At 71.5% G+C, this 25,437-nt stretch carries 24 protein-coding genes; 14 read left to right on the plus strand and 10 right to left on the minus strand.

What is annotated here, in order from left to right:
- Positions 1–20 precede the first annotated feature (20 nt).
- The 5 genes from CJ197_RS10785 to CJ197_RS10805 all read right to left on the minus strand — a co-directional run bounded on the left by CJ197_RS10785 (position 21) and on the right by CJ197_RS10805 (position 7,743).
- On the minus strand, positions 21–2,051 hold the full coding sequence (locus tag CJ197_RS10785; RefSeq protein WP_102236756.1) for an NADPH-dependent 2,4-dienoyl-CoA reductase: 2,031 nt from the start codon (positions 2,049–2,051) through the stop codon (positions 21–23).
- A 134-nt stretch (positions 2,052–2,185) separates the two neighbouring features.
- Entirely contained in the window at positions 2,186–3,778 is a 1,593-nt protein-coding gene (locus tag CJ197_RS10790; RefSeq protein ID WP_102236757.1) for an HNH endonuclease signature motif containing protein, read from the minus strand.
- A gap of 94 nt (positions 3,779–3,872) precedes the next feature.
- A complete protein-coding gene (locus CJ197_RS10795; RefSeq protein WP_102236758.1) occupies positions 3,873–6,464 on the minus strand; it encodes an FtsX-like permease family protein in 2,592 nt (863 codons plus the stop codon).
- On the minus strand, positions 6,452–7,159 hold the full coding sequence (locus tag CJ197_RS10800; RefSeq protein ID WP_102236759.1) for an ABC transporter ATP-binding protein: 708 nt from the start codon (positions 7,157–7,159) through the stop codon (positions 6,452–6,454). Before CJ197_RS10800 ends, CJ197_RS10795 begins: the two co-directional genes overlap by 13 nt.
- On the minus strand, positions 7,156–7,743 hold the full coding sequence (locus CJ197_RS10805) for a PadR family transcriptional regulator (protein ID WP_102236760.1): 588 nt from the start codon (positions 7,741–7,743) through the stop codon (positions 7,156–7,158). Before CJ197_RS10805 ends, CJ197_RS10800 begins: the two co-directional genes overlap by 4 nt.
- Positions 7,744–7,863: 120 nt before the next feature.
- Here CJ197_RS10805 and CJ197_RS10810 point away from each other — a divergent pair, with 120 nt between their 5' ends.
- Complete coding sequence (locus tag CJ197_RS10810) at positions 7,864–9,054, plus strand: AAA family ATPase (protein ID WP_102236761.1); 1,191 nt, start codon at positions 7,864–7,866, stop codon at positions 9,052–9,054.
- A gap of 13 nt (positions 9,055–9,067) precedes the next feature.
- Here CJ197_RS10810 and CJ197_RS10815 read toward each other — a convergent pair whose 3' ends face one another.
- Positions 9,068–9,283, minus strand: a complete 216-nt coding sequence (locus tag CJ197_RS10815) for a SpoIIE family protein phosphatase (protein ID WP_102236762.1) — start codon at positions 9,281–9,283, stop codon at positions 9,068–9,070.
- A gap of 82 nt (positions 9,284–9,365) precedes the next feature.
- Between CJ197_RS10815 and CJ197_RS10820 the strand changes: the two genes are divergently transcribed.
- The 3 genes from CJ197_RS10820 to CJ197_RS10830 all read left to right on the plus strand — a co-directional run bounded on the left by CJ197_RS10820 (position 9,366) and on the right by CJ197_RS10830 (position 11,280).
- On the plus strand, positions 9,366–10,421 hold the full coding sequence (locus tag CJ197_RS10820) for a GNAT family N-acetyltransferase (protein WP_102236763.1): 1,056 nt from the start codon (positions 9,366–9,368) through the stop codon (positions 10,419–10,421).
- Positions 10,418–10,846, plus strand: a complete 429-nt coding sequence (locus CJ197_RS10825; RefSeq protein ID WP_233190862.1) for a DnaJ family domain-containing protein — start codon at positions 10,418–10,420, stop codon at positions 10,844–10,846. The genes CJ197_RS10820 and CJ197_RS10825 overlap by 4 nt, the downstream gene beginning before the upstream one ends.
- A gap of 101 nt (positions 10,847–10,947) precedes the next feature.
- Positions 10,948–11,280 carry a hypothetical protein gene (locus CJ197_RS10830; RefSeq protein ID WP_146007759.1) on the plus strand — a complete coding sequence of 111 codons (333 nt, stop codon included), beginning with the start codon at positions 10,948–10,950 and terminating at the stop codon, positions 11,278–11,280.
- Positions 11,281–11,339: 59 nt separating this feature from the next.
- Here CJ197_RS10830 and CJ197_RS10835 read toward each other — a convergent pair whose 3' ends face one another.
- A complete protein-coding gene (locus tag CJ197_RS10835; protein ID WP_102236798.1) occupies positions 11,340–12,824 on the minus strand; it encodes an amidohydrolase in 1,485 nt (494 codons plus the stop codon).
- Positions 12,825–12,929: 105 nt separating this feature from the next.
- Between CJ197_RS10835 and CJ197_RS10840 the strand changes: the two genes are divergently transcribed.
- Genes CJ197_RS10840 through CJ197_RS10865 form a run of 6 tightly spaced genes read left to right on the plus strand, consistent with a single transcriptional unit; the run spans position 12,930 to position 19,228 of the window.
- A complete protein-coding gene (locus CJ197_RS10840) occupies positions 12,930–13,856 on the plus strand; it encodes an ABC transporter ATP-binding protein (protein ID WP_102236766.1) in 927 nt (308 codons plus the stop codon).
- Entirely contained in the window at positions 13,856–14,647 is a 792-nt protein-coding gene (locus CJ197_RS10845) for an ABC transporter permease (protein ID WP_102236767.1), read from the plus strand. Before CJ197_RS10840 ends, CJ197_RS10845 begins: the two co-directional genes overlap by 1 nt.
- A gap of 13 nt (positions 14,648–14,660) precedes the next feature.
- Complete coding sequence (locus CJ197_RS10850; RefSeq protein ID WP_233190864.1) at positions 14,661–15,803, plus strand: sensor histidine kinase; 1,143 nt, start codon at positions 14,661–14,663, stop codon at positions 15,801–15,803.
- Positions 15,800–16,435 carry a response regulator transcription factor gene (locus CJ197_RS10855; RefSeq protein WP_102236769.1) on the plus strand — a complete coding sequence of 212 codons (636 nt, stop codon included), beginning with the start codon at positions 15,800–15,802 and terminating at the stop codon, positions 16,433–16,435. The genes CJ197_RS10850 and CJ197_RS10855 overlap by 4 nt, the downstream gene beginning before the upstream one ends.
- A gap of 23 nt (positions 16,436–16,458) precedes the next feature.
- A complete protein-coding gene (locus CJ197_RS10860; protein WP_102236770.1) occupies positions 16,459–17,397 on the plus strand; it encodes a Na+-dependent transporter in 939 nt (312 codons plus the stop codon).
- A gap of 16 nt (positions 17,398–17,413) precedes the next feature.
- Positions 17,414–19,228 (plus strand): ABC transporter ATP-binding protein, encoded by a 1,815-nt coding sequence (locus CJ197_RS10865; protein WP_102236771.1) that lies wholly within the window; start codon positions 17,414–17,416, stop codon positions 19,226–19,228.
- A 31-nt stretch (positions 19,229–19,259) separates the two neighbouring features.
- Here CJ197_RS10865 and CJ197_RS10870 read toward each other — a convergent pair whose 3' ends face one another.
- Together CJ197_RS10870 and CJ197_RS10875 are read right to left on the minus strand one after the other, a co-directional pair.
- Positions 19,260–19,619, minus strand: coding sequence for a type II toxin-antitoxin system PemK/MazF family toxin (locus CJ197_RS10870; protein WP_304528973.1), 360 nt, complete (start codon positions 19,617–19,619; stop codon positions 19,260–19,262).
- Positions 19,594–19,824, minus strand: a complete 231-nt coding sequence (locus tag CJ197_RS10875; RefSeq protein ID WP_102236773.1) for a ribbon-helix-helix domain-containing protein — start codon at positions 19,822–19,824, stop codon at positions 19,594–19,596. Before CJ197_RS10875 ends, CJ197_RS10870 begins: the two co-directional genes overlap by 26 nt.
- 121 nt (positions 19,825–19,945) lie before the next feature.
- Between CJ197_RS10875 and CJ197_RS10880 the strand changes: the two genes are divergently transcribed.
- The 4 genes from CJ197_RS10880 to CJ197_RS10895 are packed head-to-tail and all read left to right on the plus strand — an operon-like array spanning position 19,946 to position 24,500.
- Positions 19,946–21,166 carry an SPFH domain-containing protein gene (locus tag CJ197_RS10880; RefSeq protein ID WP_102236774.1) on the plus strand — a complete coding sequence of 407 codons (1,221 nt, stop codon included), beginning with the start codon at positions 19,946–19,948 and terminating at the stop codon, positions 21,164–21,166.
- Positions 21,167–21,188: 22 nt separating this feature from the next.
- Positions 21,189–22,481 carry a TFIIB-type zinc ribbon-containing protein gene (locus CJ197_RS10885; RefSeq protein ID WP_158239454.1) on the plus strand — a complete coding sequence of 431 codons (1,293 nt, stop codon included), beginning with the start codon at positions 21,189–21,191 and terminating at the stop codon, positions 22,479–22,481.
- 10 nt (positions 22,482–22,491) lie between these two features.
- A complete protein-coding gene (locus CJ197_RS10890; protein WP_233190866.1) occupies positions 22,492–22,821 on the plus strand; it encodes a hypothetical protein in 330 nt (109 codons plus the stop codon).
- A complete protein-coding gene (locus CJ197_RS10895) occupies positions 22,818–24,500 on the plus strand; it encodes an FAD-binding dehydrogenase (protein ID WP_102236775.1) in 1,683 nt (560 codons plus the stop codon). Before CJ197_RS10890 ends, CJ197_RS10895 begins: the two co-directional genes overlap by 4 nt.
- A gap of 5 nt (positions 24,501–24,505) precedes the next feature.
- Here CJ197_RS10895 and CJ197_RS10900 read toward each other — a convergent pair whose 3' ends face one another.
- The gene (locus CJ197_RS10900; RefSeq protein WP_255407879.1) at positions 24,506–25,414 is read right to left on the minus strand and encodes an NAD(P)-dependent oxidoreductase; all 909 of its coding nucleotides are present in this window, start codon (positions 25,412–25,414) and stop codon (positions 24,506–24,508) included.
- Positions 25,415–25,437 lie beyond the last annotated feature (23 nt).

Here is a 25,437-nt window from a genome sequence, read left to right on the forward strand (position 1 = left end):
AAGTCTAGGGGCCGACGAGGCTAGAGCGCCGCCGCTGTCTCCACGGCTTCGCGGATCGCCCGCTCTGCATCGAGCTCCGCCGCGACGTGGGCACCGCCGACGACGTGGACCCGCGGGCCGCGTCGGCCCCTGAGCTGGGCTGCCAGGGAGTTCTCACTCTCCTGCCCCGCGCACACCACCACCGTGTCCACGGCGATGACCTGCTCGGTGCCGCCTTCGAGAATGTGCAGACCCTCGCGGTCCACGCGCACATAGGTGACGCCGCGATGCTCGATGACGCCGGCGTGGCGCAGCTCGGCGCGGTGCACCCAGCCGGTGGTGCGTCCCAGGTTCGCGCCGATCTTCGTCTCCTTGCGCTGCAGCAGATGCACCTCGCGGCGCGGGGACCGCGTCGCGGACCCCGTCGGCCGTGACGGCCGCTCACCCACCCCGCCGCGTTGGGAGGGGTCCACACCCCAGTGCGCTCGCCATGTCTTGACGTCCAGCGTGGTGCCGGTGAGGTATTCGGCAACGTCCACGCCGATGCCACCTGCGCCGATGATCGCCACGCGCTCCCCGGCCTCGGCGCGGCCCTCGAGGAGGTCCGCGTAGCTGATCACCGGCGGGGCATCCGGGGTGCGCGGCAGGTCGATCTGCCGCGGCCGCACGCCGGTCGCGACGATGACGTCGTGGAAGCCCGCAAGATCCGCGGGCTCGGGCCGGGTCTCCAGGCGCATCCCGACCCCGGCGGCGATCAGCCGCATCCGCCAGGAGTCGATCGCGCGGGCGTAGTCCTCTTTGCCGGGGATGCGGGCGGCGAGCCGCAGCTGCCCGCCGATCTCGTCGGTCGCCTCGAACAGGGTGACGCTGTGGCCGCGCTCTGCGCAGGCGAGTGCCGCTTCGATCCCGGCGGGGCCCGCGCCGATGACGGCGACCTTGCGGGCCCGGCGCGGCGGGACCGGGGTGAGCACGAGCTCGGTCTCACGGGCGGCGCGGGGGTTCACCAGGCAGGAGGCACGCTTGCCGTCGAAGACCTTGTCCAGGCACGCCTGGTTGCAGGCGATGCAGGGAATGATCTGCGCCGGCGTCCCGGCGGCGAGCTTGCGCGGCAGGTGCGGGTCGGCGAGCAGCGGCCGCGCCATGGAGACCAGATCCGCCTGCCCGTCGGCGATGACCTGCTCGGCGACTTCGGGGGAGTGCAGCCGGTTCGAGGCGATGACCGGCGCATCCACCACCTCGCGCAGCGCCGCAGTCTCGGCGAGGAACGCGCCCTGCGGCACGGAGGTCACGATCGTGGGGATCCGTGCCTCATGCCAGCCGATACCGGTGGAGAGCACATCCACGCCCTGCTCGACGAGACCGCGGGCGAGGGCATGGACTTCTTCGGTGCTCTGGCCGCCCGGCACGAGGTCCAGCAGGGAGATCCGCCAGGAGAGCAGGGCGCTCGGGCCGATGGCGTCCCGGACCGCGGCAGCGACCTCGAGGGGGAAGGCGCGCCTGCCCTCGGCGTCCCGGCCCCAACGGTCGCGCCGACGGTTCGTCGCCGGGGCCAGGAACTGGTTGATGAGGTAGCCCTCGGAGCCCATGATCTCCACACCGTCATACCCGGCCTCGACCGCGGCGCGGGCAGCGGCGGCGAACTGGCCGATGGTGCGGTGGATGCCGCGGCGGGTCAGGCGTCGGGAGCGGAAGGGGGAGAGCGGAGAGCGCCCGCCCGACGGGGAGGCCGCGAGCGGATGGAAGGCGTAGCGCCCGGCGTGCAGCAGCTGCAGCAGAATCCGCCCGCCCGGCTCGTGGACCGCATCAGTGATCTGCCGGTGGGCGCCGAGGGTGCGCGTGGTGACCTGGCCGCCGCGCGGGGTGAGGCGACCGGTGCGATTGGGTGAATAGCCGCCGGTGACGATGAGGCCCGCCCCGCCGCGGGCGCGCTCGCCGAGGAACGCGGCGAGCTTGTCGGCATCGCGCGGGTCATCCTCGAGCCCCACGTGCATCGACCCCATGACGATCCGGTTGCGGACCGTGAAGGGGCCCAGATCCAGGGGGCTCAGCAGATGCGGGGTCGACGCCGACATGGTGTGATTCTTGCAGCTCCGTGGCCGCTGGAAGGCCCCCGCATGTCCCGGGCGACGGATGCCCTGGTGCGGGTGCTGCGCCAGCTTCTCGCAGCCGACGTGGAGGAGGTGCGTCTGTCAGGCGGGTCCCCTGGTCAAGCCCCTTCGTCGTCTTCGGCCGGGTCGAGCCGCTGAGCGCGCTGCCGGATGATCCGCGGCGTCGGCGAGCGGCCTAACGCCCCGTGCGGGCTGGACCAGGTCAGTGAGCTTCCGGCTGGCGACGAGAAGGGCTCGACCCGCATCCGTCCGGTCTCTTTGCGCAGGTTGCACGCTGCGCACAGCCCTTGGCCGTTGTCCAGGCTGGTCGGTCCGCCCTCCCGTACTGGGGTGACGTGGTCGATGTGGCGGATGCGGGCGCCGCACCACGGGGTGCGGCAGGTGGCATCCCGCCAGCGGATCATGCGAGCGAGCCCCGTGGGGAACGCACGGGCGGTCGATTCCATGGCGATGAGCTCGCCGCTGCGCGGAGCGGTATAGAGCCGCCGAAAAAACGCGGTGAGGGTGCCGTCGGGGTCGAGATCGTCTTCATCCTCAATCAGGTCGTCGGCGCTCAGGTGCCCGGGCGGGTGACCTTCCAGCGTGTCCACGACGATGTGGGCGGGCAGCGTCCCGTAGCCCTCGATGCGCGCGCATTCGGTGCCGTCGGCGCGGGCCAGCAGGGCCCGGTCGGTGATGACGATGCCCACGTCCAGACCGGGCCGGGGCCGACGAAGCGCGCCCGCGTCCTCGCGATCTGCGCCTGCGTCCTTGTGATCCGCGCCGGCCAGCACAGACTCCACCAGCAGGTCTGCTTCGAGGGCGCCGTGGGAGGTCTGCGACCCCGCGGCCCGCCGCGACCGCGCCCCGGCATCCAGCGCGTTCATGACCGCCACGCCGTCGATCGCTCGCAGCACAGCGCTCAGGCGCGCCATGCCGTCAGCGAGCGGCGTCAGCGTCACGTGCCGCCCACGGGCGGCCTGCTCAGCACGTTCCCGGGACCGCTCCGGTTCAATCTGCTGGACAAGAGCCCGCACCTCGGAGCCGAGCCGTCGGCACCCCGCCCCATCCAGCACCTCCGGCTCTGCGGCGAGCAGATCATCGATCTGCGCACAAGTGGCCGGATCCGCGCCATCCAGCGCACGCATCACCGTCGTGACCTGCTGGTCGGTGACGGCACCGCGCCACAGCTTCTCGAGCAGCTCCGGCATATGGGCGGCGAGCCGACGCGCCCCGGCGAGAGAACGGGACGAGGCGGCCGGGGAGACACGGCGGGCCAGAGCGATCTCATGCGGGGCTCCGGTGCCCTGCTCGCCCTCCGGGGCTTCGCGGCTCCGGTCGGCCTCCCGGATCCGGTCCGCAGCCCGCACTTGCCACAGGCTGTCCAGCGCTCCGAGGGCGGAGCGCAGCTGGTCGATCCCCGCGAGCACCGCGAGCGCCTCCTCCGCGGTGCCGGGTGCGGTGTCCGGCAGGGCGTCACGCACCGAGCGCGTGGCGGTGAATGCAGAGAGCACTGCGGTCAGCAGCGCCGCGAGCAGTGACCGCGCCTCCGGCGACGCCTCGAGCGTCACGAGCTCCGCGGCCACGTGGCGCAAGGGGTCGGGATCGGGTGCTCCGCCCGGCGGCGTCGAGGCGTCCCGAGCAGGCCTGTGCGCACTGCGCTTCTGCTCGTCCTCGTCTCGGCCCTCGGGGGCCCGATCGCTCAAGTCCATACGGCGAGCGTAGGAAGCAGAACCAGCGGCGACCAGCGCCATCATTCGATTGTGGATACTGGGGCGTTGTGGAGGAGAGGTCGCCCTCGCGCCCTCACCCCCGCCGCGTCAGCACCCCACGCCGCGGCGCGATGACGAGCGCGCCCAGCAGCGACCCGCCGATCATCACCGTGAGCCCCACCGCGAGCGCCACGGGCAGCAGCGTCGGATGCAGGAACGGCCCGAACTCCTGTGAAGCCCGTAGCGCCGCGAGCAGCCCCGCGGAGGCGGCCGCACCCAGCACGAGCCCCGTCGGCACCCCCACCAGCAGCACGATCCCCGCCTGCGCGAGACCGTAGCGCCGCACCTGCCCCGGCCGCGCCCCGATCGCCTGCATGGTCCCCAGGTCCGTCTCCGCATCCTTCCGCCCCAGGGCGAGCGCGAGCAGCGTGGCGAGTACCGCCAGGCACGTCAGCCCCCACAGCAGCGGACGCGCCGGGGAGGGACCCAGCCCCCATGCCGCGAAGCCCAGCGCATCAGGCGTCGGCTCCACGAGCGGCCACGCGAGCGTCGTGACCTCCCGGGCCTGATCACCCCAGGCTTGCGCCGCCGCGAGGTCCAGCTCCTGTTCGGGAACCACGATCTCTCCGACGTACCGGCTGGGCAGCTCCAGCTCCTGCGCCATCTGCGGGGTCATCGTGATCGACGGCTCCGCGCCGCGCAGGAAGTGCCCCGGCACAGTGGCCAGCGGTGTGAAACCAGAGGCGTCGTCCGCGGAGACCCTGAGCTCCACGGTGCCGTCGCTCTGTAAGCGCGTCGCATCGTTGATCACGACAGCCCCGGCGGCGAGCGCATCGGCCGCTTCCTCGGCACCGGGCAGCCCGGTCAGCCGCATCGTCTCCGGTTCCATGATCGTCACCTCGTTCCCGACCCAGGTGGGAAAGCCCAGCCCCGGTGACCAGGCTCGGTCCCAGCGCACACACTCGATGGGGGCCGACGGGTCCAGTGCCGAGCGGACCGACACCCCTTCCTCGGGCCCGCACTGCTGACGCGGAGCGGCCTCGAGCAGCGGGCCGTCTTTCGAGATGCTCCACAGCTCGCCGTGGGCCGCGACCGGCATCTCCGCGAGGACCGCGTGGATCACGGCCTGGTCCACCTCGTCACTGATCGGGGTCTCGATCCCCATCCCGGCCCGGCCGGGCGCGACCATCGCGGTGGCCTGATCATCCGCATTGGACTGGGCGGAGCCCACCATGATGCTGAGCGCCGTCAGCGCCGCGGTGCAGGCCAGCACCGCCGCGACGGCCGGGACGGTGCGGGCGCGGTGCCGCCCCGCATCGCGCGCCGCGAGCCGCAGCATCGTCGGCAGCGGCAGTCGCCCGAGCATGGTGTCCTCGCGGCGGGTGCGGGGCCGACGGGACAGGCGCCGACGGTCCGCGAGCGCATCCACCGGGTCCTGCCGCGCGACCGCCCGCGCGGCCGGCAGCGCGCAGAGCAGCGCCACCAGCACGGCCAGCAGCAGCGCCGCGGCGGCTGCGAGCAGCGGGAAGGGGCGAGCGAGGATTGCGGCGACCACCGCCGCGCCGCCCACCCCGAGCAGCCCGCCGGCCGCCCCCATCACCACGGCCTGCAGCATGAACACCGCTCCCGCCCGGCGCGGCCTGGCGCCGGAGGCGACCATCACGCCGAGCTCACGGCGCATCCGCGTCGCCCCCACGACGAACGCGGGGGTGACCAGCACGGCGAGCAGGGCGGTGATGCCCACGGCGGTCGTGCCCAGCAGCACCGCCATGATCGCGAGGCGCTCGAGATCCACCGGCACCGGGTAGAGCTCCGCGCGAGGCGGATAGTTCTCGAGCACGTCCCGGGAGATGACGAACACGCCGTCTCTGTTCAGCGTCTTCGTCTGCGACCAGGTGATGGGCTGCTCGCCGGTGACCAGGAAATGCCGGTCCACGCCCTTCTGATCTGCCGCGATCATCGGCGCGATCCACTCCGGCAGCGCCCAGGCCTGCGCCTGGTCGCCGGGGATCACCTGGTCCACGCGGTAGCCGCGCTGCGAGTTCTCGACCGCGCCGGACAGTCGCCCGTCGGTGGACATCCACCCGGTGTCCGGTGGCGCGATGAGCTGCAGGACCTCCCCCTCGCCCACCCCGGTCGCTTCCGCGGCGGCCTGAGTGAGCACGAGCCCGTCTGCCCCCGTCGGCGCGGTGCCGATGAGCAGCTCCAGGGTCTGCGCATCCGCCTCCCGCAGGGTCACGGTCGTCAGCTGCCGGGCCTCGAGCGACCCCACCACCTGTGCGGCCTCCGCCGGGCGGGTCTCGCCGGCGGGAAGATCCAGGGCTGTGGTCGCGATGAGCTCGGGGGAGACCCACCATTCGTGCAGCGTGATGCCGGACGGCAGGGTGCGGGCGAGCTCTTCCGGCGCGGACGGGCGTGCGGAGGGGTCGCGGGGAACCGGCGGCAGCTGCTCAGGCAGCTGCTGCACGGGACCGCCCACGGTCGAGGCGGTGACGTCTGCGCGCGCCCCGTCCGGCAGGGCATCCAGGGCCTCTTGCCGCGGCGTGACCTGCGGGGTGAGGCTGCTGAGCAGGACGAGGACGGCGAGGATCGGCAGTGCGATCGTGGCGAGCATCAGCCCGGTGCGCACCCAGTGGCGCCGTGCATCGCGCACGGCGAGCCGCAGCAGCGGCCTCATCCCGCCCATGGCATCTCCTGTGCGGCGGCGATACCCGAGATCCGGCCGTCGCGCAGCTGGATGGTGCGATCCGCCCAGGCGGCGAGCCGTGCCTCATGCGTGACCAGCACGATGCTGGTCCCGGCGTCGGCCTTCTCCCGCAGCAGGGCGACGATCTCCCGGGATGTGGCGGAGTCCAGCGCGCCGGTGGGCTCATCGGCCAGCAGCAGGGAGCGCTCGCCGATCAGGGCGCGGGCGATCGCCACCCGCTGCGCCTGCCCGCCGGAGATCTCCTCCGGGCCGCGACGCGCGAGGTCGGCGATGCCCACGGACTCGAGCGCCGCCTGCGCCTCCTCGGCAGCGCGACGTGGTGAGATGCCCGCGAGCTCGCGCGGCAGCGCCACGTTCTCGGCCACGCTCAGTGCCGGCAGCAGGTTCAGGTCCTGGAACACGTACCCGATCTCATCGCGACGCAGGTCCGCGAGGGCCGCAGGGGAGAGGGCGCCCAGCGCGGTGCCGTGCACCAGCACCTCCCCGGATGTCGGTGTGGCGAGACCACCGGCGAGGTGCAGCAGCGTGGATTTCCCGGAACCGGAGGCGCCCATGATCGCCACGAACTCCCCGGGCCCGACGGTGAGGGACACCCCGTCCAGCGCTCGCACCTGCTGTTCGCCGGTGCCGTGGATCTTCACGGCCTCGTGGAGCTCGAGTGCCGGCGTGCTCATCGTCGGGCTCCCGAGCGCTGCTCAGCGGACGTCTCAGCGGGCCGGACGCTGGATGCGGGCCGACGGGCCGCGGCGCGCTCGAGCATCACCTCGATGTCATCCAGCCACCGCAGCTCCGCCTCGAGGGTGACGAGGTGGTGATCGAGCACCAGCGCGGCGGGCAGGTCCGCGGGATCCACCTGCCGACGCACCCGGGTGGCCTCGTGGAGGGCGGAGAGGGTGGCGTCGCGCTGGGTCTGCACCAGCGCCGTGACGTCCACGCCCGGCACGGCGACGGCGACCGCGAACTTCATGACCAGCTCCTGCCGATCCGGCTGGGTGCGCTCCACGGCACTCATCCACCACAGGGAGAGCTCCTCACGCCCCGCCTCGGTGAGGTGCCACAGTCCAGCGGTCGCATCAGGGGCCGACGGTTCAGTGCGCACGATCCGGCCGTCCCGCTCGAGGCGCGAGAGGGTGGATGAGGCCTGCCCGATGTTCAGGGGTTTCACCTGCCCGGTGGCGTCGTCGAAGGCGCGCCGCAGCTGGTAGGTGGTGGCCGGCCCGACGCTCAGCAGGGCGAGCAGGGCGTGATGTAGGGCCATGGATGACCTCCGGGGTTACGCGGTAATCATTAGGGAGTAATCATGCGGTCCAGTGCCCGGACTGTCAACCTGGCCGGCCTCGGCCTGTACACACACCGACACACACGGCACGATGGCCGCATGGCAGCACGCGAACCCATCGGCCGATCCACCCAGAACCCCTTCACCCCCGGTTTCGGCCTCACCCCCGTGATCCTCGCCGGGCGCGAGATCGCGATCGAGGAGTTCACCGCCGCGCTACGCGGCGAGGTCCCCGAGGCCCGCTCGATCCTCATCTCCGGGGCGCGCGGCGCCGGGAAGACCGTGCTGCTCGCCGAATTCCGTGAGCTCGCCCTCGAAGCGGGGTGGACCGACCTGCGCCTGCACACCTCCTCCACCTCCCTCGCCGAGGAGCTGCGCCGCCAGGCCGTCAGTGCCCTGCGCGAGCTCGACCCGGAGGCCGAGACCTCGCAGCTGACCAGCGCCCGCATCGCCTCGGTTGCCGCTGAGCGGGACATCCGCCGCCGCTACGACGGCGAAGGCGAGGACCTCACCACTGTGCTGGACCGCCTGGCCCGCCTGGCCGATGAGGACGGGGCGGGCCTGCTCATCACCCTCGATGAGCTGCAGTCCGCGAACCGCGACCAGCTGCACGCCCTGACCCAGCATGTCCAGGACCTCATCGGCTCCGGGCATGCCGTCGCGTTCCTCGCCGCCGGGATCCGCCCGGGCGTGGATGCGCTGCTGGACCACGAGCGCACCACCTTCTTGCGCCGTGCCCACCGCATCGAGGTGGGCAGTGTGGATGTGGGCACCGCCGCGGAGGCTATCCGCCTCACCGTCGCCGATACCGCGAAGTCGATCACCCCCGAGGCCGCGGTGCTCGCCGGGGAGATCTCCTGCGGCTACCCGTACCTCATCCAGCTCATCGGCTCGAAGGCCTGGCAGAACAGCGGCGACGCCGACGTGATCGAGGTTGAAGATGTGCGTGGCGCCCGCCCCGCCACCATCGCCGCGATGATCAAGAACGTCCACGGTCCGGCGCTACGCGGGCTGAGCCCCCGTAAACGCGAATACCTGCACGCGATGCTCGAGGATGAGGGCCCATCGGCCGTGGGGGACATCGCCCGCCGCATGGGTATCGACCCGCGCAACCAGTCCACCTACCGCGAGCGCCTCATCGAGGAGGAGCTGATCCGCCCCGCCGGTCGCGGTTTCGTGCAGTACGCCCTGCCGTACCTCGCCGAAGCGCTGCGGCACCAGGAGAGCGAAGGGGCCGACATCGAGCCCGACCGGGGCCTCACCCGGTCCCGGCGGGCTCGACGTCGCTGAGTCTCACCCCGTCTCACACCCGCGCGAGCGCGACCGCGACGTCATCCTCCCCGCCCGCAGCAGAGGCGAGGTCCAGGAGCTGATCCGCGAGCTCCTGCGGGTCCGACGGCCCTTCTGTGAGCAGCTCTGCGAGGTCTGCCGCGGAGACAGGCACATGCAGGCCGTCCGTCGCCAACACCAGCAGATCGCCCGGGCTCCCGGGCGCCGGGTCGATCCCGGCACCGACCACGCTCGGGATTGTCCCAGGGGAGGGCCAAGGGCTAGCGAAAAACCCGTGGCGCTCCCCGCCGCCGACGTGATCCACTGCCGGCATGCACGTGACGATCCGTCCCCTGGACCCCAGCTCCGACCTCGAGCTCGAGCAGATCAACGCCCTCGACGAGGCCTGCGACGAGGACGCCTTCGGCGGGCGCGAGGTGCTCACCGTCGATCAGCGGCGCGCGCGGCTGAGCCCCTCGGAGTACTTCCGGGCCCGGCGCTTCGTGGCGGTCGCGGAGACGATCGAGGGCGGGCAGAGCATCGTCGGCATCGCGTCGGTGGAGGTGCCGCTCAAGGAGAATCTCGAGGACGTGTACGTGGGGCTCGGCGTGCATCCCGCGTTCCGCGGCCACGGCATCGGGACCGCGCTGCTCGAGCAGGCGGTGATCCCGGCGGTGCGGGAATCCGGGCGCACCCGGGTGGGCAGCTTCGGTGAGATCCCGGCCGACGGGGACGCCGACGACCCCGCACTGCCCGCGAACCGACTCGCCGCCCGCCTCGGCATCGAGCGCAAGAACATCGCGATCTGCCGCACCCTCGCCCTGCCGCTCGCCGACGATCTGCTGGACCGTCTCGAGTGCAGCGCCCGCGAGAAGCAGGGCGAATACCGCATCGAGGTCTGGGACGACGAGGTCCCCGAAGAGCACCTTGCGGCCTACGGGGTGCTGCTGCGTCAGCTCGATCTCGACGACCCCGATGAGGACTTCGAGTTCGAGGCGGCGGACTACACCCCCGAGCGGATCCGCGACCAGGAGCGGCGTCGACGCGAGCGCGGCACTCGCGAGATCATCGCGGTGGCGATCGCCCCGGACGGCACCATGGTCGGCAACAGCGTCATCGACGTCCAGACCACGCCCGGCACGACCATCGGCTGGCAGGAGAACACCCTGGTCATGCCCGATCATCGCGGGCACCGCCTGGGGCTCGCCCTCAAGGTCGCGGTGCATCGCGAGCTCGCCCGCACCGCCCCGGACCTGCAGGCGCTCGCCACCTGGAACTCCCACGTGAACCCATGGATGATCGCGATCAACGAGCAGCTGGGCTACGAGATCGCGCACCGGGAGATCGCGTACCAGGGCGCCGTGGCCCACGACACCATGGAGACATGAGCGAGAACCCCTACGCTGGCAAGCCGCTGAATCTGCCGGACCACCACGACCCCGACTGGTGGATCAAGCAGCGCATCGCCTCCGGCGAGATCGACGTCGAAGGCCTGCTGCCCGTGGTGGTGCTGCTGCGCCGCGAGCATGAGCGTCGCGCCGAGACCCTGATCGAGCTGCGCGATGAGCGGTCCGTGCGGGAGTACGCCGCGGACTACACCCGTCGGGTCCACGAGGACCGGCGCGAGCACCCGTTCCAGAGCCTCATCGCACCGGCGTGGGATGAGCAGGACGCGGTCGACCAGTGGCGTGCTCTGCGCGCTGCCCGGGTCGCCGAGTCCGCGCCCCACGGTCCGCAGCCGGGGCCGACGGATGAGAGCGCGCCGCCCGCGCCCCGTCGGCGCTGGTGGCCCTGGCGGCGCCGACGCCTCTGATACAGGACGTGCCGTGGGCTGCCCGGAGCGCCAGCGCCGCTGAGGAAGCGTCGACCGGTAGTTTTATCGACACGTATCACGACAGGGACTTGGGGGAACAGGTGCGGACGACTGGCCGGAGGATCGCCCTGCAGCGCCGCCGTCAGGCGCGCCGCCGTGCCCTCCTCGCCAGCGGATCCGCCGTGCTGCTGGTCGCCGCTGGCATCGTGCTGGGCACCACCACCAGCCTCAGCGATCAGGATCAGCAGCCGCCCGCAGCGATCTCGGCCGCTGGCCGGAACACCGAGAACCTCGCCGACACCGACGAATCCGGGGCCCCGGAGCCGACCTCGCGAGAGACCCGCATGGTGCCGCTCGCACGCATCACCGGTGACATCAGCCCGAAATCCGTGGTGGCCAGCTCCGATGGCATCGTCATGGCCAACAACAGCTAGCCCCGCTCGGCTACCGCATCACCGGCGCGAAGGACCAGATCCTGGCCGCGAACTCCTGATCACGCCTGCGCCGCAAGCCTCCCGGCCACGACGGTCACAAGCACCCGCACCTCGCGCAGCCGCGCCGCGGCCTCCCGCGCCGCCGCATCGTCCATCAGCCCATCGGCTCCCGTCGGCACCGGGTCGAAGGGCCAGTCCTCCAGCAGCACCACATCCCCGAGCCCGCCGGCGCTGAGGCTCTGCACCCCGTCCGTCGAGGCGGCGAGCGCCTCGCCCGGCTGCAGCTGCTGGGCCGGGTACCAGCCGGGCCGCGTATCGGCGCTGCGGTGCACCGCCGCCGCCATCGCCAGCCACGGATCCAGCGGCACCACTGGTGCATCGGAGCCCATCACCACCGGCGCCCCGGCGCTCAGCAGATCCCGCAGCCGGTAGGCCTGCCCGCCGCGGCCCGGCCAGATCTCCTCGGTCATGTCCCGGTCATCGAGCAGATGCGCCGGCTGCACCGAGGCCGTCACCCCGAGCGCCGCCATCCGCGCCACATCCTCATCGGCCAGCATCTGCGCATGCTCGATCCGGGCGGAGATCCCCACGGCCTCCACCGCATCGAGCACCACCTGCGCAGCCGCATCCCCGATCGCATGCACCGCCGCCGTGAGCCCGAGCTGCTTCGCCCGCTGCAGCGCCTCGCGCAGATGCGGCGGCGGCACCGACAGCACCCCGCGCCCCTGCCAGCCGTGCCCATCGGAGTACGGCTCGCGCGTGTACGCCGAATGGGAGCCCAGCGCCCCATCGGCGATCACCTTCAGCGGACCCATCGTCACCAGACCCGCCGCATCCAGCACGGTGCCCGTCGGGCCGGGCGCGGACTCGATGTACTCGGGGTACACCGCGGTGCGCACCCGCATCCGCGTCTCGCGCCGCGGCCACTGCTCGAACGGCACCCCCCACTCCATGTCCACCAGGCCAACCACCCCGCGGGCGAGCGCCTGCTCCTGCAGCATCGTCATTCCCACCTGCACGTCCTCCGCCACGCCCGGCAGCTCCGGCAGGCGCGAGGTGACCGCGAACCACTCGTCCTCCGCGATGATGCCCCGCCGCGGCGGCAGCGCCAGTGCCGCGAGCGCCGCACTGTTCAGCCACGCATGATGCGCATCCCCGCCGATCAGCACCGTCGGCACCGCACCGGTTACCGCGTCCAGCAGCGCCACCGTGGGCTCTGCCCCCAGATCCAGCAGCCGATGCCCGAAGCCCACGAGCGCCCGTCCGTCAGCCTCCCCGCGGGCCGCGAGCTCCTTGCGCACCTGGTCCAGCAGCTCCGCGAGCGAGACCACCCCGGTGGTATCCAGCCGGGCATGGGACTGCGCGAGCTGCCCGGTATGCACATGCTGATCCCACAGCCCCGGGATCATGAACGCGCCGCCGCCGACGAGCACCTCCTCACCCGCACGCGCCAGCCCCGGGCCGATCTGCGCGATGAGCCCGTCACGGATCCGCACGTCCACCACGTCGGCCCCGCGCCCCAGACGCACCTCACGGATCAGCATCGCGCCAGCGTAGCCGGGAAACACCCCGCTGCCATGACGCCTGTCATGGGGCGGACATGATCGCCGGGACTTCGCCGCGCCGCCCCGTCGCAGAACCCTGGAGACATGAACGCACAGCCCGCCCTCCACCTCACCGCCGTCACCAAGACCTACGGGACCATCCGCGCCCTCGACGACCTCCACCTCGAGGTCCCGCGCGGGCAGATCCTCGCGCTGCTGGGCCCCAACGGCGCCGGGAAAACCACCGCCATGGAGATGATGGTGGGCCTCACCCAGCCCGATTCCGGCGAGGTCCAGGTCCTCGGCACCGACCCCATTACCGCGGTGCGCAGCGGCCTGATCAGCTCGATGCTGCAGTCCGGGGCGCTGCTGCCGGACCAGACCGTGCGCTCCATGCTCGCGATGCTCCACGCCCTGCAGGCCCGCCCCGCCCCGCTGGAGCAGGTCATCGAGCAGGCCGATATCGCCGACCTCATGCGCCGCCGCATCGGCACCCTCTCCGGCGGCCAGGCCCAACGGGTACGTTTCGCGATCGCCCTGCTGGGGGACGCGCAGGTGCTGCTGCTGGATGAGCCCACCGTCGGCATGGACGTCGGCGCCCGCCACGCCTTCTGGGACCGGATGCGGGAGGTCGCCGCGACCGGCCGCACCATCGTCTTCGCCACCCACCACCTCGAGGAGGCCGAACGGGAGGCCCAGCGCGTCGTGGTCCTGGACCGCGGTCGCGTCGTCGCCGACGGGTCCGCCGCCGACGTGTCCGCCCGCGTGGGCGGACGGGCCATCACGCTGCGCGGCCTCACCGCCGAGCAGATCGCCGCCCTGCCGGGCGTCACCACCGTCGGCGCCGATGACACCGACCCCACCCGCCAGCGGGCCCTCAGCACCGACGCCGATGTGACCCTGCGCGCCCTGTTCACCGGGGAGCACGCCGAGACCGTGCACGACGTGCTGGTCACCGCCCCCGGCCTCGAGGAAGCCTTCCTCATCCTCACTGCCTACCAGACCACCCCCGAGCTCGAAGGAGCCCTGTGATGACCACCTTTGCAGCCTCAGCCACGCCCGCCCCGACGTCCGCTGCCCTGTCCCCGGCGGTGCGCACCGCCCGCTACGCCCTGCACTCCACCCGCATGACCGTCACCAACGTCATGTTCATGGTCTTCACGATCGCGCTACCGGTGGGCATGTATTTGCTGTTCTCCACCATGTTCGGAGACGAGGCCGACGGGGCCGCCCGCGGGCTCATGATGGTGAACATGGCCGCTTACGGCGGGCTCGGCGCCGCCGTGAACGCCGGCGTGCAGATCCAGGAGGACCAGCGCACCGGCTTCCTGCGTCAGCTGATCGTCGCGGGCCTGTCCCCACGTTCCTTCCTCATCGGCTCGATCACCGCCGCGAGCGTCGTCATCCTCCCCGCCCTCCTCTTCGTGGGTCTCATCGGCCTGGCCACCGGGGTCGAGGCGAGCCCCACGCAGTTCGTGACCGTCCTCGCGGTGGTCTGGCTGGGCCTTGTGCCCACCGTCCTGATCGGCATCGCACTCGGCATGGTGCTGACGGGCGGTGCCGCGAGCGCCGGCGGCGTCGTCACCATGATGGCGATGGCGATCTTCGGGGGGCTCTGGCTGCCGCTGGAGATGTTCCCCTCCTGGATGCAGGACCTCGGGGAGGCTCTGCCCACCTACTGGATCGCGCGGCTGGGGGAATGGGCACTGCTGGGCGGGGAGTTCCCCACCACGGGCCTGCTGGTCATCGGCATCTGGAGCGTCGTCTTCGCGGGGATCTGCGCCGTCGGAATGCGCTACGCCGTGGGCCTGAAGCGCCGCTGACACAATGACCCCCATGAGCACGGACTCCCCCTGGGGCAGCTGGGCGCGCGGCGGCGAGGAAGAGGCCGCCGCGCGCCCGCTCACCCCGCGCGGCATCTGGCGGGCGATGCGGCAATCCGGCGGCCTGCCGTTCTCCGCCCCGCCGCTGGTGTTCGTGCTGCTGGCGATCGTCACGTCCTGGCTCGGGCTCGGGCCCCTGCGCGCGACCCTCGCCTCCGTGATCCTGCTGATCTATTCAGCAGTGTTCCTCGCCGTCTGCGGCATCGCCCTGTATCCGCTGAGGGTCCGGCTGATCTGGTTCGCCCTGGGCACCGCGCTGCTGCTGGCCCTCATCCCGCTGCTCGGCTCGGGCGTGCTGTACCTGGTGATGTTCCAGGCCATGACGCACGTGCTGCTGCTGCCGTGGCGCTGGGGACTGCCCAGCATGCTCGTGATGTGCCTGGTGGTGATGCTCCTCGCCATCATCCTGCAGCACTACATCGCGGCGGGACTGGCGATCATGGCGGCGCTGTTCGCCGCCGGGATCGGCACCGGAGTGCGCCAGGAGGTGCTGCAGCAGCAGCTCGAGGCCGCTGAGGCCCGCAACGCCGTGCTCGCCGTGGCCGCGGAGCGTGAACGCATCGGCCGGGACCTGCACGACCTCGTCGGCCACTCCCTCACCTCCCTGACCATCTCCGCGCAGCTCGCCCGGCGCCTCCTGGACATCGACCCCGAGGCGGCGAAAGCCCAGCTCGAGCACATCGAGGCCACCACCCGCCAGGCCCTCGCCGACGTCCGCGCCACCGCGAGCGGTATGCAGCACGTGCGCGCCGCCACCGAGATCGCCTCCGCCCGCACCGTGCTGGCCACCGTCGGCATCCAGGCTTCGGTCCCCACCGCCCTGCCGCCCCTGCCCGACGACGTCGCCGAGCTGTTCGGCTACGTCATCCGCGAAGGAGTCACCAACATCGTGCGCCACTCCCGCGCCACGTGCGCCACCATCACCGTCACCGAGGACACCGTTACCGTGTCCGACGACGGCGTGGGCATCCCCGCCGGTGCCACCCGCACCGGGCTGCGCGGCCTCGAGGCCCGCCTCGCCATGGCCGGGGGCCGCCTCACCGTCACCTCCGCGGAGACCGGCACCACCCTCACCGCCCGGGTCGGTGCCGCATGATCCGCCTCGTGGTCGCCGATGACCAGGCGATCCTCCGCTCCGGCCTGGTGGCCCTGCTGAACCTCGAGCCCGATCTCGAGGTGGTGGGGGAGGCCTCCGACGGCGCCGGGACCCTCGCCGCCGTCACCGAGCACCAGCCCGATGTGCTGCTGCTGGATGTGCAGATGCCCGCCGGCGCCCCGGACGGACCGGCCGACGGGATCGAGGTCGCCGAGCGCCTGCAGCAGAGCACTGCCGGTCCGGACGGCGCGCCGCGCATCATCGTGCTGACCACCTTCGGCCGCGCCGGCTACCTGCGGCGCACCATGGAGGCCGGCGCCCACGGCTTCATGGTCAAGGACACCCCCGTCGAGCGCCTCGTGGACGGCATCCGCCGCGTCCACCAGGGGCTGAAGGTCGTCGACCCCGAGCTCGCCGCCCAGTCCCTCGCCGTCGGCACCAGCCCCCTGACCGCCAAGGAGACCGAGGTGCTGCAGGCTGCTGCGGCCGGCGGCAGCACCGCGCAGATCGCCGGGCGGCTGTTCCTCTCCGAAGGCACCGTGCGCAACCACATCTCCGCCGCGATCGGGAAGCTCGGTGTGACCAACCGCGCCGAAGCGGTCCGTGCCGCCGTGGACAACGGCTGGATCTGAGGCAGGGCGCGTACCCTGCAGCGGTGCACACCCTCGAGCGATTCCTGGCCACGCTGATCGACATCAGTGTGCCCGCCTTCGCGATCGCCTCGATGCTGTCGATGGGTCTGCGCACCCCGCGCCGCACCTTCCGCGCCCAGTTGCGCGACCGCCGCACCGTCCTGGCGGTGCTCGGTGCGAACTTCGTGGTGGTCCCCGCCGTGGGCACCCTCGTGGTGTGGCTGCTGTCGGACCATCTGCCCCAGCACACCTCGTCGGGTTTCATCATCACGCTGTGCGCGGCCGGCGCCCCCTTCGTTCTGCAGCTGGGCGCGATGGCCCGCATCCCCTACGCGGAGACCGCCGGGCCGATGGCCGTGCTGCTGCTGGGCTCGATCCTGTTCATGCCGCTCGTGGTCCCGTTCCTGCTGCAGGACGTGCACGTGGATGCCTGGGCGGTGGCGCGCCTGCTGCTGGGCACGATGCTCTCCCCGATGCTCGCGGGCATCGCGATCGCCGCCGTCGCCCCCACCCGCGCGGACCTGCTCGCCCGGGTCGCCGGAGGTGTGGCCGCGCTCTCTGCAGTGCTCATGTTCCTCTCCGGCTTCGGCGCGAACACCGTCCTGGTGCTGGACCTGCTGCTGTCCCCGGTGCTGCTGCTCGCAGCGAGCCTCGTGGTGCTCGCCTTCGTGGCCGGCCGCGTGGCCGGAGATCTCGCCGGACAGACCCTCACCGTGCCCGACGGCCCCGCGATCCTTACCTCCCAGCGCAATATCGCCGCCGCTCTGCTGGTGGCCCGCACCGGGGCCGACGGGGCCGCCGATGACGGCTCGATGGTGGTGGCGATCCTGCTGCTATCCGCCGTCGGCTTCATCATGCTTGTGCCCTACGCCCTGGTGAGCGGCTATCACCGGCGCCGCCGTGAGGGAGAGCGCACAACCCTCGGTGTGCTGCTGGGCATCGTGGGCCAACGCTCCGAGTGAGGCCTACCCTGAAGGGGTGTCCCAGCTCCTGCGCATCGTCCGCTTCACGCGGTCCCTGGCCCCGCTGTACGCGGTCATCATCGTCTGCTCCCTGCTGAGCGCCGCCACTCACCTGGCCGTCCCCTTCCTGATCGGCTCGGCGACCGACACCGTCGCCTCCGCCGTCGGCGGCTCCACCCCCACGGAGCAGGCGGTGCGCACGGTGCTGTGGCTGGCTGCGGCGGTGCTGGCCGCGGAGCTCGCTGCGACCGTGATCTCCAACGTCGGCGGCTGGTTCGGCGATGTCATGAGCAACCGGATGCGCACCATTTTGTCGGTCCGCTACTACGACAAGCTGCTGCATCTGCCGCAGCGCTGGTTCGACTCCGAGATCACCGGCACGATCGTGGCGCGGCTGAACCGTTCGATCACCGAGATCACCAATGTCGCGAAGATGATGTCCAACACCTTCGCGTCGATGCTCATCACCACCGTCGCGGTGCTCGCGATCTCCGCCTGGTACGCGTGGCCGCTCGCGGTGCTGCTGCTGATCATCTTCCCCGTCTACGTGTGGCTGACCTCGCTGACCTCCGTGAAGTGGCAGCGCCTGGAGGGGAAGAAGAACGAACAGGTGGACATCGCCTCGGGCCGCTTCGCCGAAGTGGTGGGGCAGATCCGCGTGGTGAAGTCCTTCGTGCGGGAGAAGGGCGAGCTGGCCGACTTCTCGCGCCGCTTCCACTCCACCGACGCCACCACGCGCGCCCAGTCCACGCACTGGCACGGCATGGATGTGCTGCGCCGCGCGGTGCTGAACCTCGTCTTCTTCGGGATCTACGCGATCATCTTCGTGCGCACCGTGCAGGGGCACTTCAGCCTCGGTGAGATGGTGCTGCTGGTGCAGCTGATGAACATGGCCAAGGCCCCCGTGGAGTCGATGAGCTGGGTGATCGACTCCTCGCAGCGCGCGATCGCGGGCTCCAAGGACTACTTCGCCGTGATGGAGACTCCCGTGGATCCGCGCGTGGCCGCCCTCATGGCCCGCCAGGCCGACGGCACCCCGGCCGAGCGCATCGAACCCGTCCCCGGCGCGCCCGTCGTCGCCTTCCGCGACGTGTCCTTCGCCTATGACGAGGGCGAGGACGTGCTGCACCACATCGACTTCGAGATCGGCCGCGGCGAGAAGATCGCGCTGGTGGGCGAGTCCGGCGGCGGCAAGTCCACGATCGTGAACCTGCTGCTGGGGCTGTACGAGCCACGCGAGGGCAGTGTCGAGGTGGTGGGGCGCACCAGTAGCGACGTGCCGCTGGATGAGCTGCGCGCCCGCATCGGCGTGGTGTTCCAGGACGCCTCCCTGTTCTCCGGCACCATCCGCGAGAGCATCGCCTACGCCCGCCCCGACGCCACCGATGAGGAGGTGCGCGAGGCCGCCCGCCGCGCCAATGCGGAGGCGTTCATCCAGCGCTTCCCCGACGGCTACGACCAGGTGATCGGCGAGCGTGGGCTGAAGCTCTCCGGCGGGCAGCGTCAGCGCATCGCGGTGGCCCGCGCGATCCTCAAGGACGCCCCCGTGCTGGTGCTCGATGAGGCCACGTCCGCCCTGGACACGAAGGCCGAACGGCAGGTGCAGAAGGGCCTGGACGAGCTCATGGAGGGACGGACCTCGCTGATCATCGCCCACCGGCTGTCCACGATTGCCTCCGTGGACCGCATCGTCACCCTCGACGACGGGCGGATCGATGAGATCGGCAGCCCCGCCGAGCTCGCCGTCTCCGGCGGCATCTACGCCGAGCTGCTCGCCCTGCAGGGCGCGGGCCAGACGAAGCGCCTGGCGAAGTACGGGATCACCGGCTGAGCGCGGCAGGTCTCACAGATCGCAGCGGGTCTCACAGATCCAGGTGCAGGCGCAGGGCGTCATCGATCTGCGCCATCAGCGGCGGGGGCACGCGGCCGATGCGCGGACCGAGCCACCCGGCGTCCACCGATCGCACCTGTTCCGCCTGCGCCTTCGAGTCACGATCAGTATCGGTCGCCGATGCCTCCAGCAGCACCTGGAACGGGTAGATGTGGCTGGTGTTGCCGGTGAGCGGGACGACGGTGATCACGCCGCGGCCATGACGCAGCGCGCTCGCATTCGCCCGGTCGTTGCTCACGATGACGGCCGGCCGAACCTGGTTCGCCTCGGAACCCTGGACCGGTTCGAGGTCGACCAGGTGGATGTCACCGCGCCGCACGATCGATCCCATCGGCCGAGGTCTGATCCCAGAGATCGGCCTCGCCAGAGCCCGTCCATTCATCCCAGGCCTCGGCGTAGTCCTGCTCGAGCTCGGGGTGCTGGAGCAGACGCAGCGCGCGCTGGATCCCCGCGGACCGGGAGCCCAGCCCTTCCCGGGCGATGACCTCATCCAACAGCGCGACATCCTGCTCGCTGAGACTCACACTGATCTTCATACCGTGATGCTACCGGGGTAGCACCGCAATGTCAGGACTCTGTCAGGACTCTTTGCGGAGCGGGTCCGTGCACCGGATACGATGGCCCCGATCACATCCACGTGGGGGAGAAGGAGCTGACATGGGTTTCATCCAGGCATTCAAGGGCGCACTCGGCGGAATGCTCGCCGATCAGTGGAGGGACTTCCTGACCGTTCCGGACGGTTTGCCGCAGACCGCCGCGCTGTTCCCGGCGGTGCCGCGCGGCACCAACGCCGGGCGCGGCTCGAACACCCGCGGGTCCGAGAACGTCATCACCAACGGCTCGAAGATCATCGTGCCGCAGGGCTACGGCCTGATCACGGTGGTCGACGGCCGCGCCACGGGCCTGATCACCGAGGCCGGCGGCTACGAGTTCACCGACTCCTCCCCGGACTCCCGCTCCGTATTCACCGGCGATGACCTGCTGGCCTCGACCATCGGCACCTCCTGGGAGCGCTTCAAGTACGGTGGCCGCCCCTCCTCCCAGCAGCTCGCGTTCTACGTGAGCCTCAAGGAGATCCCGGGCAACCGCTTCGGCACCCAGTCCGAGATCTACTGGGATGACGCCTACCTCAACTCCCAGGTCGGCGCCGTCACCCGCGGCACCTACACGCTGCGGATCATCGACCCGCTGCTGTTCGTGCACAACTTCGTGCCCGCGGCGTTCATCTCCGCCGGCGCCCCCGTGTTCGACTTCTCCGACCCCGACAATGTGGCCGGTGACCAGCTGTTCCAGGAGGTCGTGGGCTCTCTCGCGGCGGCGTTCTCCCGCTACACGAACGATCCTGACAAGGGCAACCGCATCACCCGCATCCAGGGTGACTCGGTGGGCTTCGCACAGTCCCTCTCCGCCGCGGTGGAGGAGAACTACCGCTGGTCCACCGACCGGGGCCTGGCGATTGTGAAGACCACCATCGTCTCCATCGAGTACGACGAGAACACTCGCGCGCTGCTCAAGGACGTCCAGCAGGCCGACGCCCTCTCCGGCGCTCGCTCGCAGTCCTTCCTCAACCAGTCCGTGGCCCGCGGTGTGCAGGCCGCTGGGGAGAGCGGTGGCGGCGGAGCGGGCCTGGCCATGTTCGGCATGGGCGCGAATGCCGCCGGCGGCCTCGTGCAGCCGGCGCAGCCCTGGTCCCCGCCCGGCCAGCCGGGTGCGCAGCAGGGCGGTGCGCAGCCGGGCGCCGAACAGCAGGGCAGCGCCCCGCAGGGCGGCACCGAGGATCCCGTGGCGAAGCTCGCCCAGTACAAGCAGATGCTGGAGCAGGGGCTCATCACGGAGGAGGACTACGAGGCGGCGAAGAAGGCCGCCCTGGGTCTGTGACCGGCGAGTATCCTGAGCGCCGATGAGCAACCCTCCACCTCCGCGCCCACCGTGGGCGCACCCGGATCAGCCGGATCCCGCAGGCCAGCCGCCGCCTGCGCATCCGCAGCCGCCGGCGCCTGAGGTCGAAGACCGCATCATCGACACCAGCTCGGGGCGTGCCGATGGCCTGGCCCGCTGCCCCAGCTGCGGTGGCACCGACATCGCGTATTCGTTGCAGCAGAAGGCTCTTGTCTGCGGTCACTGCCGCAGTGCGTGGAACGAGCCGGTGCTCGAGACGGAGTTCGGGCTGGACTCCTCGATCGCGGAGCTGCGCGGCCACACCATGGCCTCCGGCACGCAGGATGTGCGCGATGACCTCACGCAGATGACCCTGAAGTGCCAGGGCTGCGGCGCCGAGGTGGTCATCAACGTCGACGAGCAGCTGCACGCCCGCTGCCATTGGTGCCGCCAGCACCTTTCGGTGAACTCGCAGATCCCCAACGGTGCGGTGCCCGATGCCGTCCTGCCCTTCCAGCTCACCCGCGAGGAGGCGATCGCGCGGATCGAGGAGTTCGCCGGCAAGCGCCGCACCTTCGCCCTCGGGGCGTTCAAGAACGAGTTCGTGCCCGAGAACGTCATGGGTGTGTACATCCCCTACCTCGTGGTGGACGGCAACCTCCACGCGGTCGTGCAGGGCACGGGAGAGGTCACCACCCGGCAGTACACGGTCTCCCGCAAGGTCGGGGACCGCACCGTGCGCGAGACCTACTACGACGCCGATGTCTATGCCGTGGAGCGGGCTTTCGACATGCTCGTCAACGACCTCACCGTCGAATCCTCCGAGCGCTACAGCGCCGGTGCCGCACGGGGAGCCACCACCAACGTTCTCAACGCCGTCCAGCCCTACGACGTGCACGCCGCCGTGGTCTACAACCCCAACTACCTCAAGGGGTTCACCTCGGAGCGGCGCGACCTCAACGTGCGGGACGTCGATGATCAGGTGGAGGAGAAGTTCCTGGCGATCGCCCGCGCCAAGGCCCTGCCCACCATCTCCCGCTACGACCGCGGCGTGCGCTGGGAGCAGGAGGGAGTGGGGGTGCGCGGCACCCGCTGGGTGTCCGTCGCGGTGCCGGTGTGGCTGTACAGCTACGGGCAGCGCAACAGCCAGGGCACGGTCGATATGGTGCACTACATCGCGGTCAACGGCCGCACCGGCACCACCATGGGATCGGTGCCCGTCTCGCACCCGAAGATCTTCGCCGCCTCCTGCGCTGTCGGCACGGTGGTCGGCGTGATCGCCGCGGTGATCGGTGTGCTGGCGATGTTTGTGTGAGGAGCCTGCTGTGGACCTGCTGCTGACCCTTGTGGCCTCCGGTGCCGCGGATCCGGTGACGGCACCGCTGCTGGCCGGATCCGACGACGGCACCATCGGCGTGATGTTCCCGCTGCTGGCCGGCCCGGCGGCCTTCATCGCCGTGTATGTCGGGATCTACAGCTACTACCGCAACACCAAGAAGCGGCACATCTTCGAGAAGGAGACCGATGTGAAGGTCGGCAATCTGCGCCAGCGCGATCGACGCACCGGTTCCAACAACCGCCAGAAGAGCCGCACCATGTCCGGGGCGAACTCGAGCGATCACCTCTCGCGGGTGCGCCGGGTGCGGGTCAGATGACCGCCCCAGGGGCTGCCGGGGCAGCAGGGCATGAGGCCGACGTCATCGTCGTCGGCGCGGGACTGGCCGGGCTGGTCGCCGCCACCGAGATCGCCGCCGCCGGCCGACGGGTCCTGCTGCTCGAGCGTGAAGGCGAGCAGGACCTGGGCGGTCAGGCCTGGTGGAGCTTCGGCGGGCTGTTCCTCATCGACTCCCCGGAGCAGCGCCGCCTGGGCATCCGCGACAGCCTCGAGCTGGCCCGCCAGGACTGGCTGGGCTCGGCCGCCTTCGACTCCCCCGAGGACCACTGGCCGCGCCGCTGGGCCGAGGCCTACCTGCAGTTCGCCGCCACCGAGAAGCGGGACTGGCTGCGCTCCCTGGGCCACCGCCTGTTCCCCGTGGTGGGCTGGGCCGAGCGCGGCGACGGCCGCGCCGAGGGCCACGGCAACTCCGTGCCCCGCTTCCACATCACCTGGGGCACCGGCCCCGGGATCGTCGAGCCCTTCGCCCGCCGCCTGGCCGAGCAGCAGCAGGCCGGACGGATCCAGGTGCGCCACCGCCACGCCGTCGAGGACCTGCTGGTCCAGGACGATGCGGTCGTCGGCGTGCGCGGCAGCATCCTCGCCCCCCATCACGATGACCGCGGCGTCGGCTCCACCCGGGAGACCATCGGGGAGTTCAGCGAGCGCGCGGCGGCCGTCGTGATCGCGACCGGCGGTATCGGCGGCAATGAGGAGCTGGTGCGCCAGCTGTGGCCCGCGGAGCTCGGCACCATGCCCACCGACATCGTCCACGGCGTGCCCGAGAGCGTGGACGGCTCCGGCATGCTCGCCGCGCAGCGGGCCGGTGCCCACTGGATCCACCAGGACCGCATGTGGCACTACACCGAGGGCGTGCGCAACTGGGATCCGATCTGGCGCGGCCACGGCATCCGCATCCTGCCCGGCCCCTCCTCACTGTGGCTGGATGCCCACGGGAACCGTCTGCCTGCCCCCGCCTACCCGGGCTTCGACACCACCAGCACCCTGCGGCACCTGCGCACCACCGGGCATGACCACTCCTGGTTCGTGCTCACCCCGAAGATCATCGCCAAGGAGTTCGCACTCTCCGGATCCGAGCAGAACCCCGACCTCACCGGCAAGGACTGGAAGCAGGTCCTCGCGCGGGTGCGGCCCGGCGCCCCCGGCCCCGTGCAGGCCTTCCTGGACCACGGGGAGGACTTCCTGCAGGCCGCCACCGTCCCCGAGCTCGTCGCACAGATGAACGCCCTGGTGGGGGAGGACCTCGTGGACGCCGAGGCGCTCGAGCGCACCATCCGGGCGCGCGATGCGGAGATCACCAACTCCTTCAGCAAGGACATGCAGGTCACCGCGCTGCGCGGAGCCCGGAAGTACCTCGGCGACCGTCTGATCCGCACCGCCGCCCCGCACCGCCTGCTGGATCCCTCCGCCGGTGGGCTGATCGCCGTGCGCCTGCACGTGCTGCTGCGCAAGACCCTCGGCGGGCTCGAGACGGATCTGTCCGGTCGGGCTCTGCGCGAGGGCGGGCAGGTGCTCACGGGCCTGTACGCGGCAGGGGAGGCCAGCGGCTTCGGCGGCGGCGGCGTCCACGGCCACAGCGCCCTGGAGGGCACCTTCCTGGGCGGCGCACTGTTCTCCGGCCGCCAGGCCGCCCGGGGAGTGCTCGCGGACCTGCGCTGATCAGCTCAGCCCTGCGTCGGTTCGGCGCCCTCCACCAGGATCGTCGAGAAGTCCCGGTCTCCGTGGCCGGCCGCCTGCTCCGCCTCGAGGGAGGCCAGAGCCGCCCGCAGCGCCGGCAGGTCGGAGCCGGGACGGTCCCCATCGGCCGCCTGCACCGTGTCGATCATCAGCCGGGCGTCCTTCGCGATGGCATCGGCGGTGAAGTCTCCGCCCTCGGTGCTGCGCTCGCGCCGCACGAACGGCCCCTTCATCCCGGCGATGAACGCCAGGCCCGTCGAGTCCAGCATCTCCAGGGTCGCCTCCGCGTCCACCCCGCAGGCCGCCCCGAGGGCGAACGCCTCCCGCAGCCCCTGCGCGCTGATCGCCAGCGCGAGGTTCGCCAGCAGCTTCCCGGTCGCGGCGGCACGCCCGGAGTCCACGCCGCGCAGCCGCGCCGGATCCGCCCACGGTGCGACGAGCTCGAGCACCTCCTCGCGGCGCGCGGCATCGGCGGTGCCGACGTACACGCCGAGCTTCCCCTGCCGGGCCGGGCCCAGGGTGCCCACCACCGGCACCCCCACATAGGTGGGGACCGCAGCGGCGAACTCATCGGCATCCGCCGGGGAGACGGTCGTCGTGTCCACCCAGGTGACGCCCGATGGGATCAGCCCGGGCTCGATCACGGTCTCCCGCACCGCGTCGGGGCCGAACAGCGCGGTGACCACCACCTCGGCGCCCTCCACCGCCTGCGCGGGCGTGGACGCGATCTGCGCCCCGGCCTCGGCGAGGCGCGCGGTGCGCTCCGTGGTGCGGTTCCAGACGGTCAGCTCATGATCAGCCAGCAGGTGCAGCGCGAGCTCGGTGCCCATACGGCCGGTTCCCAGGAATGCGATTCTCATGCCCGCCAGTCTCTCAGCTGTCCGTCGGGAGCACACGGTCTTCTCGTCGGCGGCCGCAG

Origin of the sequence: Brachybacterium sp. UMB0905 (genome assembly GCF_002871795.1) — a bacterium.
In the GTDB taxonomy this organism is placed as follows: domain Bacteria; phylum Actinomycetota; class Actinomycetes; order Actinomycetales; family Dermabacteraceae; genus Brachybacterium.

Excerpts from the sequence above, each read along its gene's own strand:
- CJ197_RS10785 (WP_102236756.1), bottom strand. The coding sequence starts at position 2,051 with ATGTCGGCGTCGACCCCGCATCTGCTGAGCCCCCTGGATCTGGGCCCC.
- CJ197_RS10790 (WP_102236757.1), bottom strand. The coding sequence starts at position 3,778 with ATGGACTTGAGCGATCGGGCCCCCGAGGGCCGAGACGAGGACGAGCAG.
- CJ197_RS10795 (WP_102236758.1), bottom strand. The coding sequence starts at position 6,464 with ATGGGCGGGATGAGGCCGCTGCTGCGGCTCGCCGTGCGCGATGCACGG.
- CJ197_RS10800 (WP_102236759.1), bottom strand. The coding sequence starts at position 7,159 with ATGAGCACGCCGGCACTCGAGCTCCACGAGGCCGTGAAGATCCACGGC.
- CJ197_RS10805 (WP_102236760.1), bottom strand. The coding sequence starts at position 7,743 with ATGGCCCTACATCACGCCCTGCTCGCCCTGCTGAGCGTCGGGCCGGCC.
- CJ197_RS10810 (WP_102236761.1), top strand. The coding sequence starts at position 7,864 with ATGGCAGCACGCGAACCCATCGGCCGATCCACCCAGAACCCCTTCACC.
- CJ197_RS10820 (WP_102236763.1), top strand. The coding sequence starts at position 9,366 with ATGCACGTGACGATCCGTCCCCTGGACCCCAGCTCCGACCTCGAGCTC.
- CJ197_RS10825 (WP_233190862.1), top strand. The coding sequence starts at position 10,418 with ATGAGCGAGAACCCCTACGCTGGCAAGCCGCTGAATCTGCCGGACCAC.
- CJ197_RS10835 (WP_102236798.1), bottom strand. The coding sequence starts at position 12,824 with ATGCTGATCCGTGAGGTGCGTCTGGGGCGCGGGGCCGACGTGGTGGAC.
- CJ197_RS10840 (WP_102236766.1), top strand. The coding sequence starts at position 12,930 with ATGAACGCACAGCCCGCCCTCCACCTCACCGCCGTCACCAAGACCTAC.
- CJ197_RS10845 (WP_102236767.1), top strand. The coding sequence starts at position 13,856 with ATGACCACCTTTGCAGCCTCAGCCACGCCCGCCCCGACGTCCGCTGCC.
- CJ197_RS10850 (WP_233190864.1), top strand. The coding sequence starts at position 14,661 with ATGAGCACGGACTCCCCCTGGGGCAGCTGGGCGCGCGGCGGCGAGGAA.
- CJ197_RS10855 (WP_102236769.1), top strand. The coding sequence starts at position 15,800 with ATGATCCGCCTCGTGGTCGCCGATGACCAGGCGATCCTCCGCTCCGGC.
- CJ197_RS10870 (WP_304528973.1), bottom strand. The coding sequence starts at position 19,619 with ATGGGATCGATCGTGCGGCGCGGTGACATCCACCTGGTCGACCTCGAA.
- CJ197_RS10875 (WP_102236773.1), bottom strand. The coding sequence starts at position 19,824 with ATGAAGATCAGTGTGAGTCTCAGCGAGCAGGATGTCGCGCTGTTGGAT.
- CJ197_RS10880 (WP_102236774.1), top strand. The coding sequence starts at position 19,946 with ATGGGTTTCATCCAGGCATTCAAGGGCGCACTCGGCGGAATGCTCGCC.
- CJ197_RS10885 (WP_158239454.1), top strand. The coding sequence starts at position 21,189 with ATGAGCAACCCTCCACCTCCGCGCCCACCGTGGGCGCACCCGGATCAG.
- CJ197_RS10895 (WP_102236775.1), top strand. The coding sequence starts at position 22,818 with ATGACCGCCCCAGGGGCTGCCGGGGCAGCAGGGCATGAGGCCGACGTC.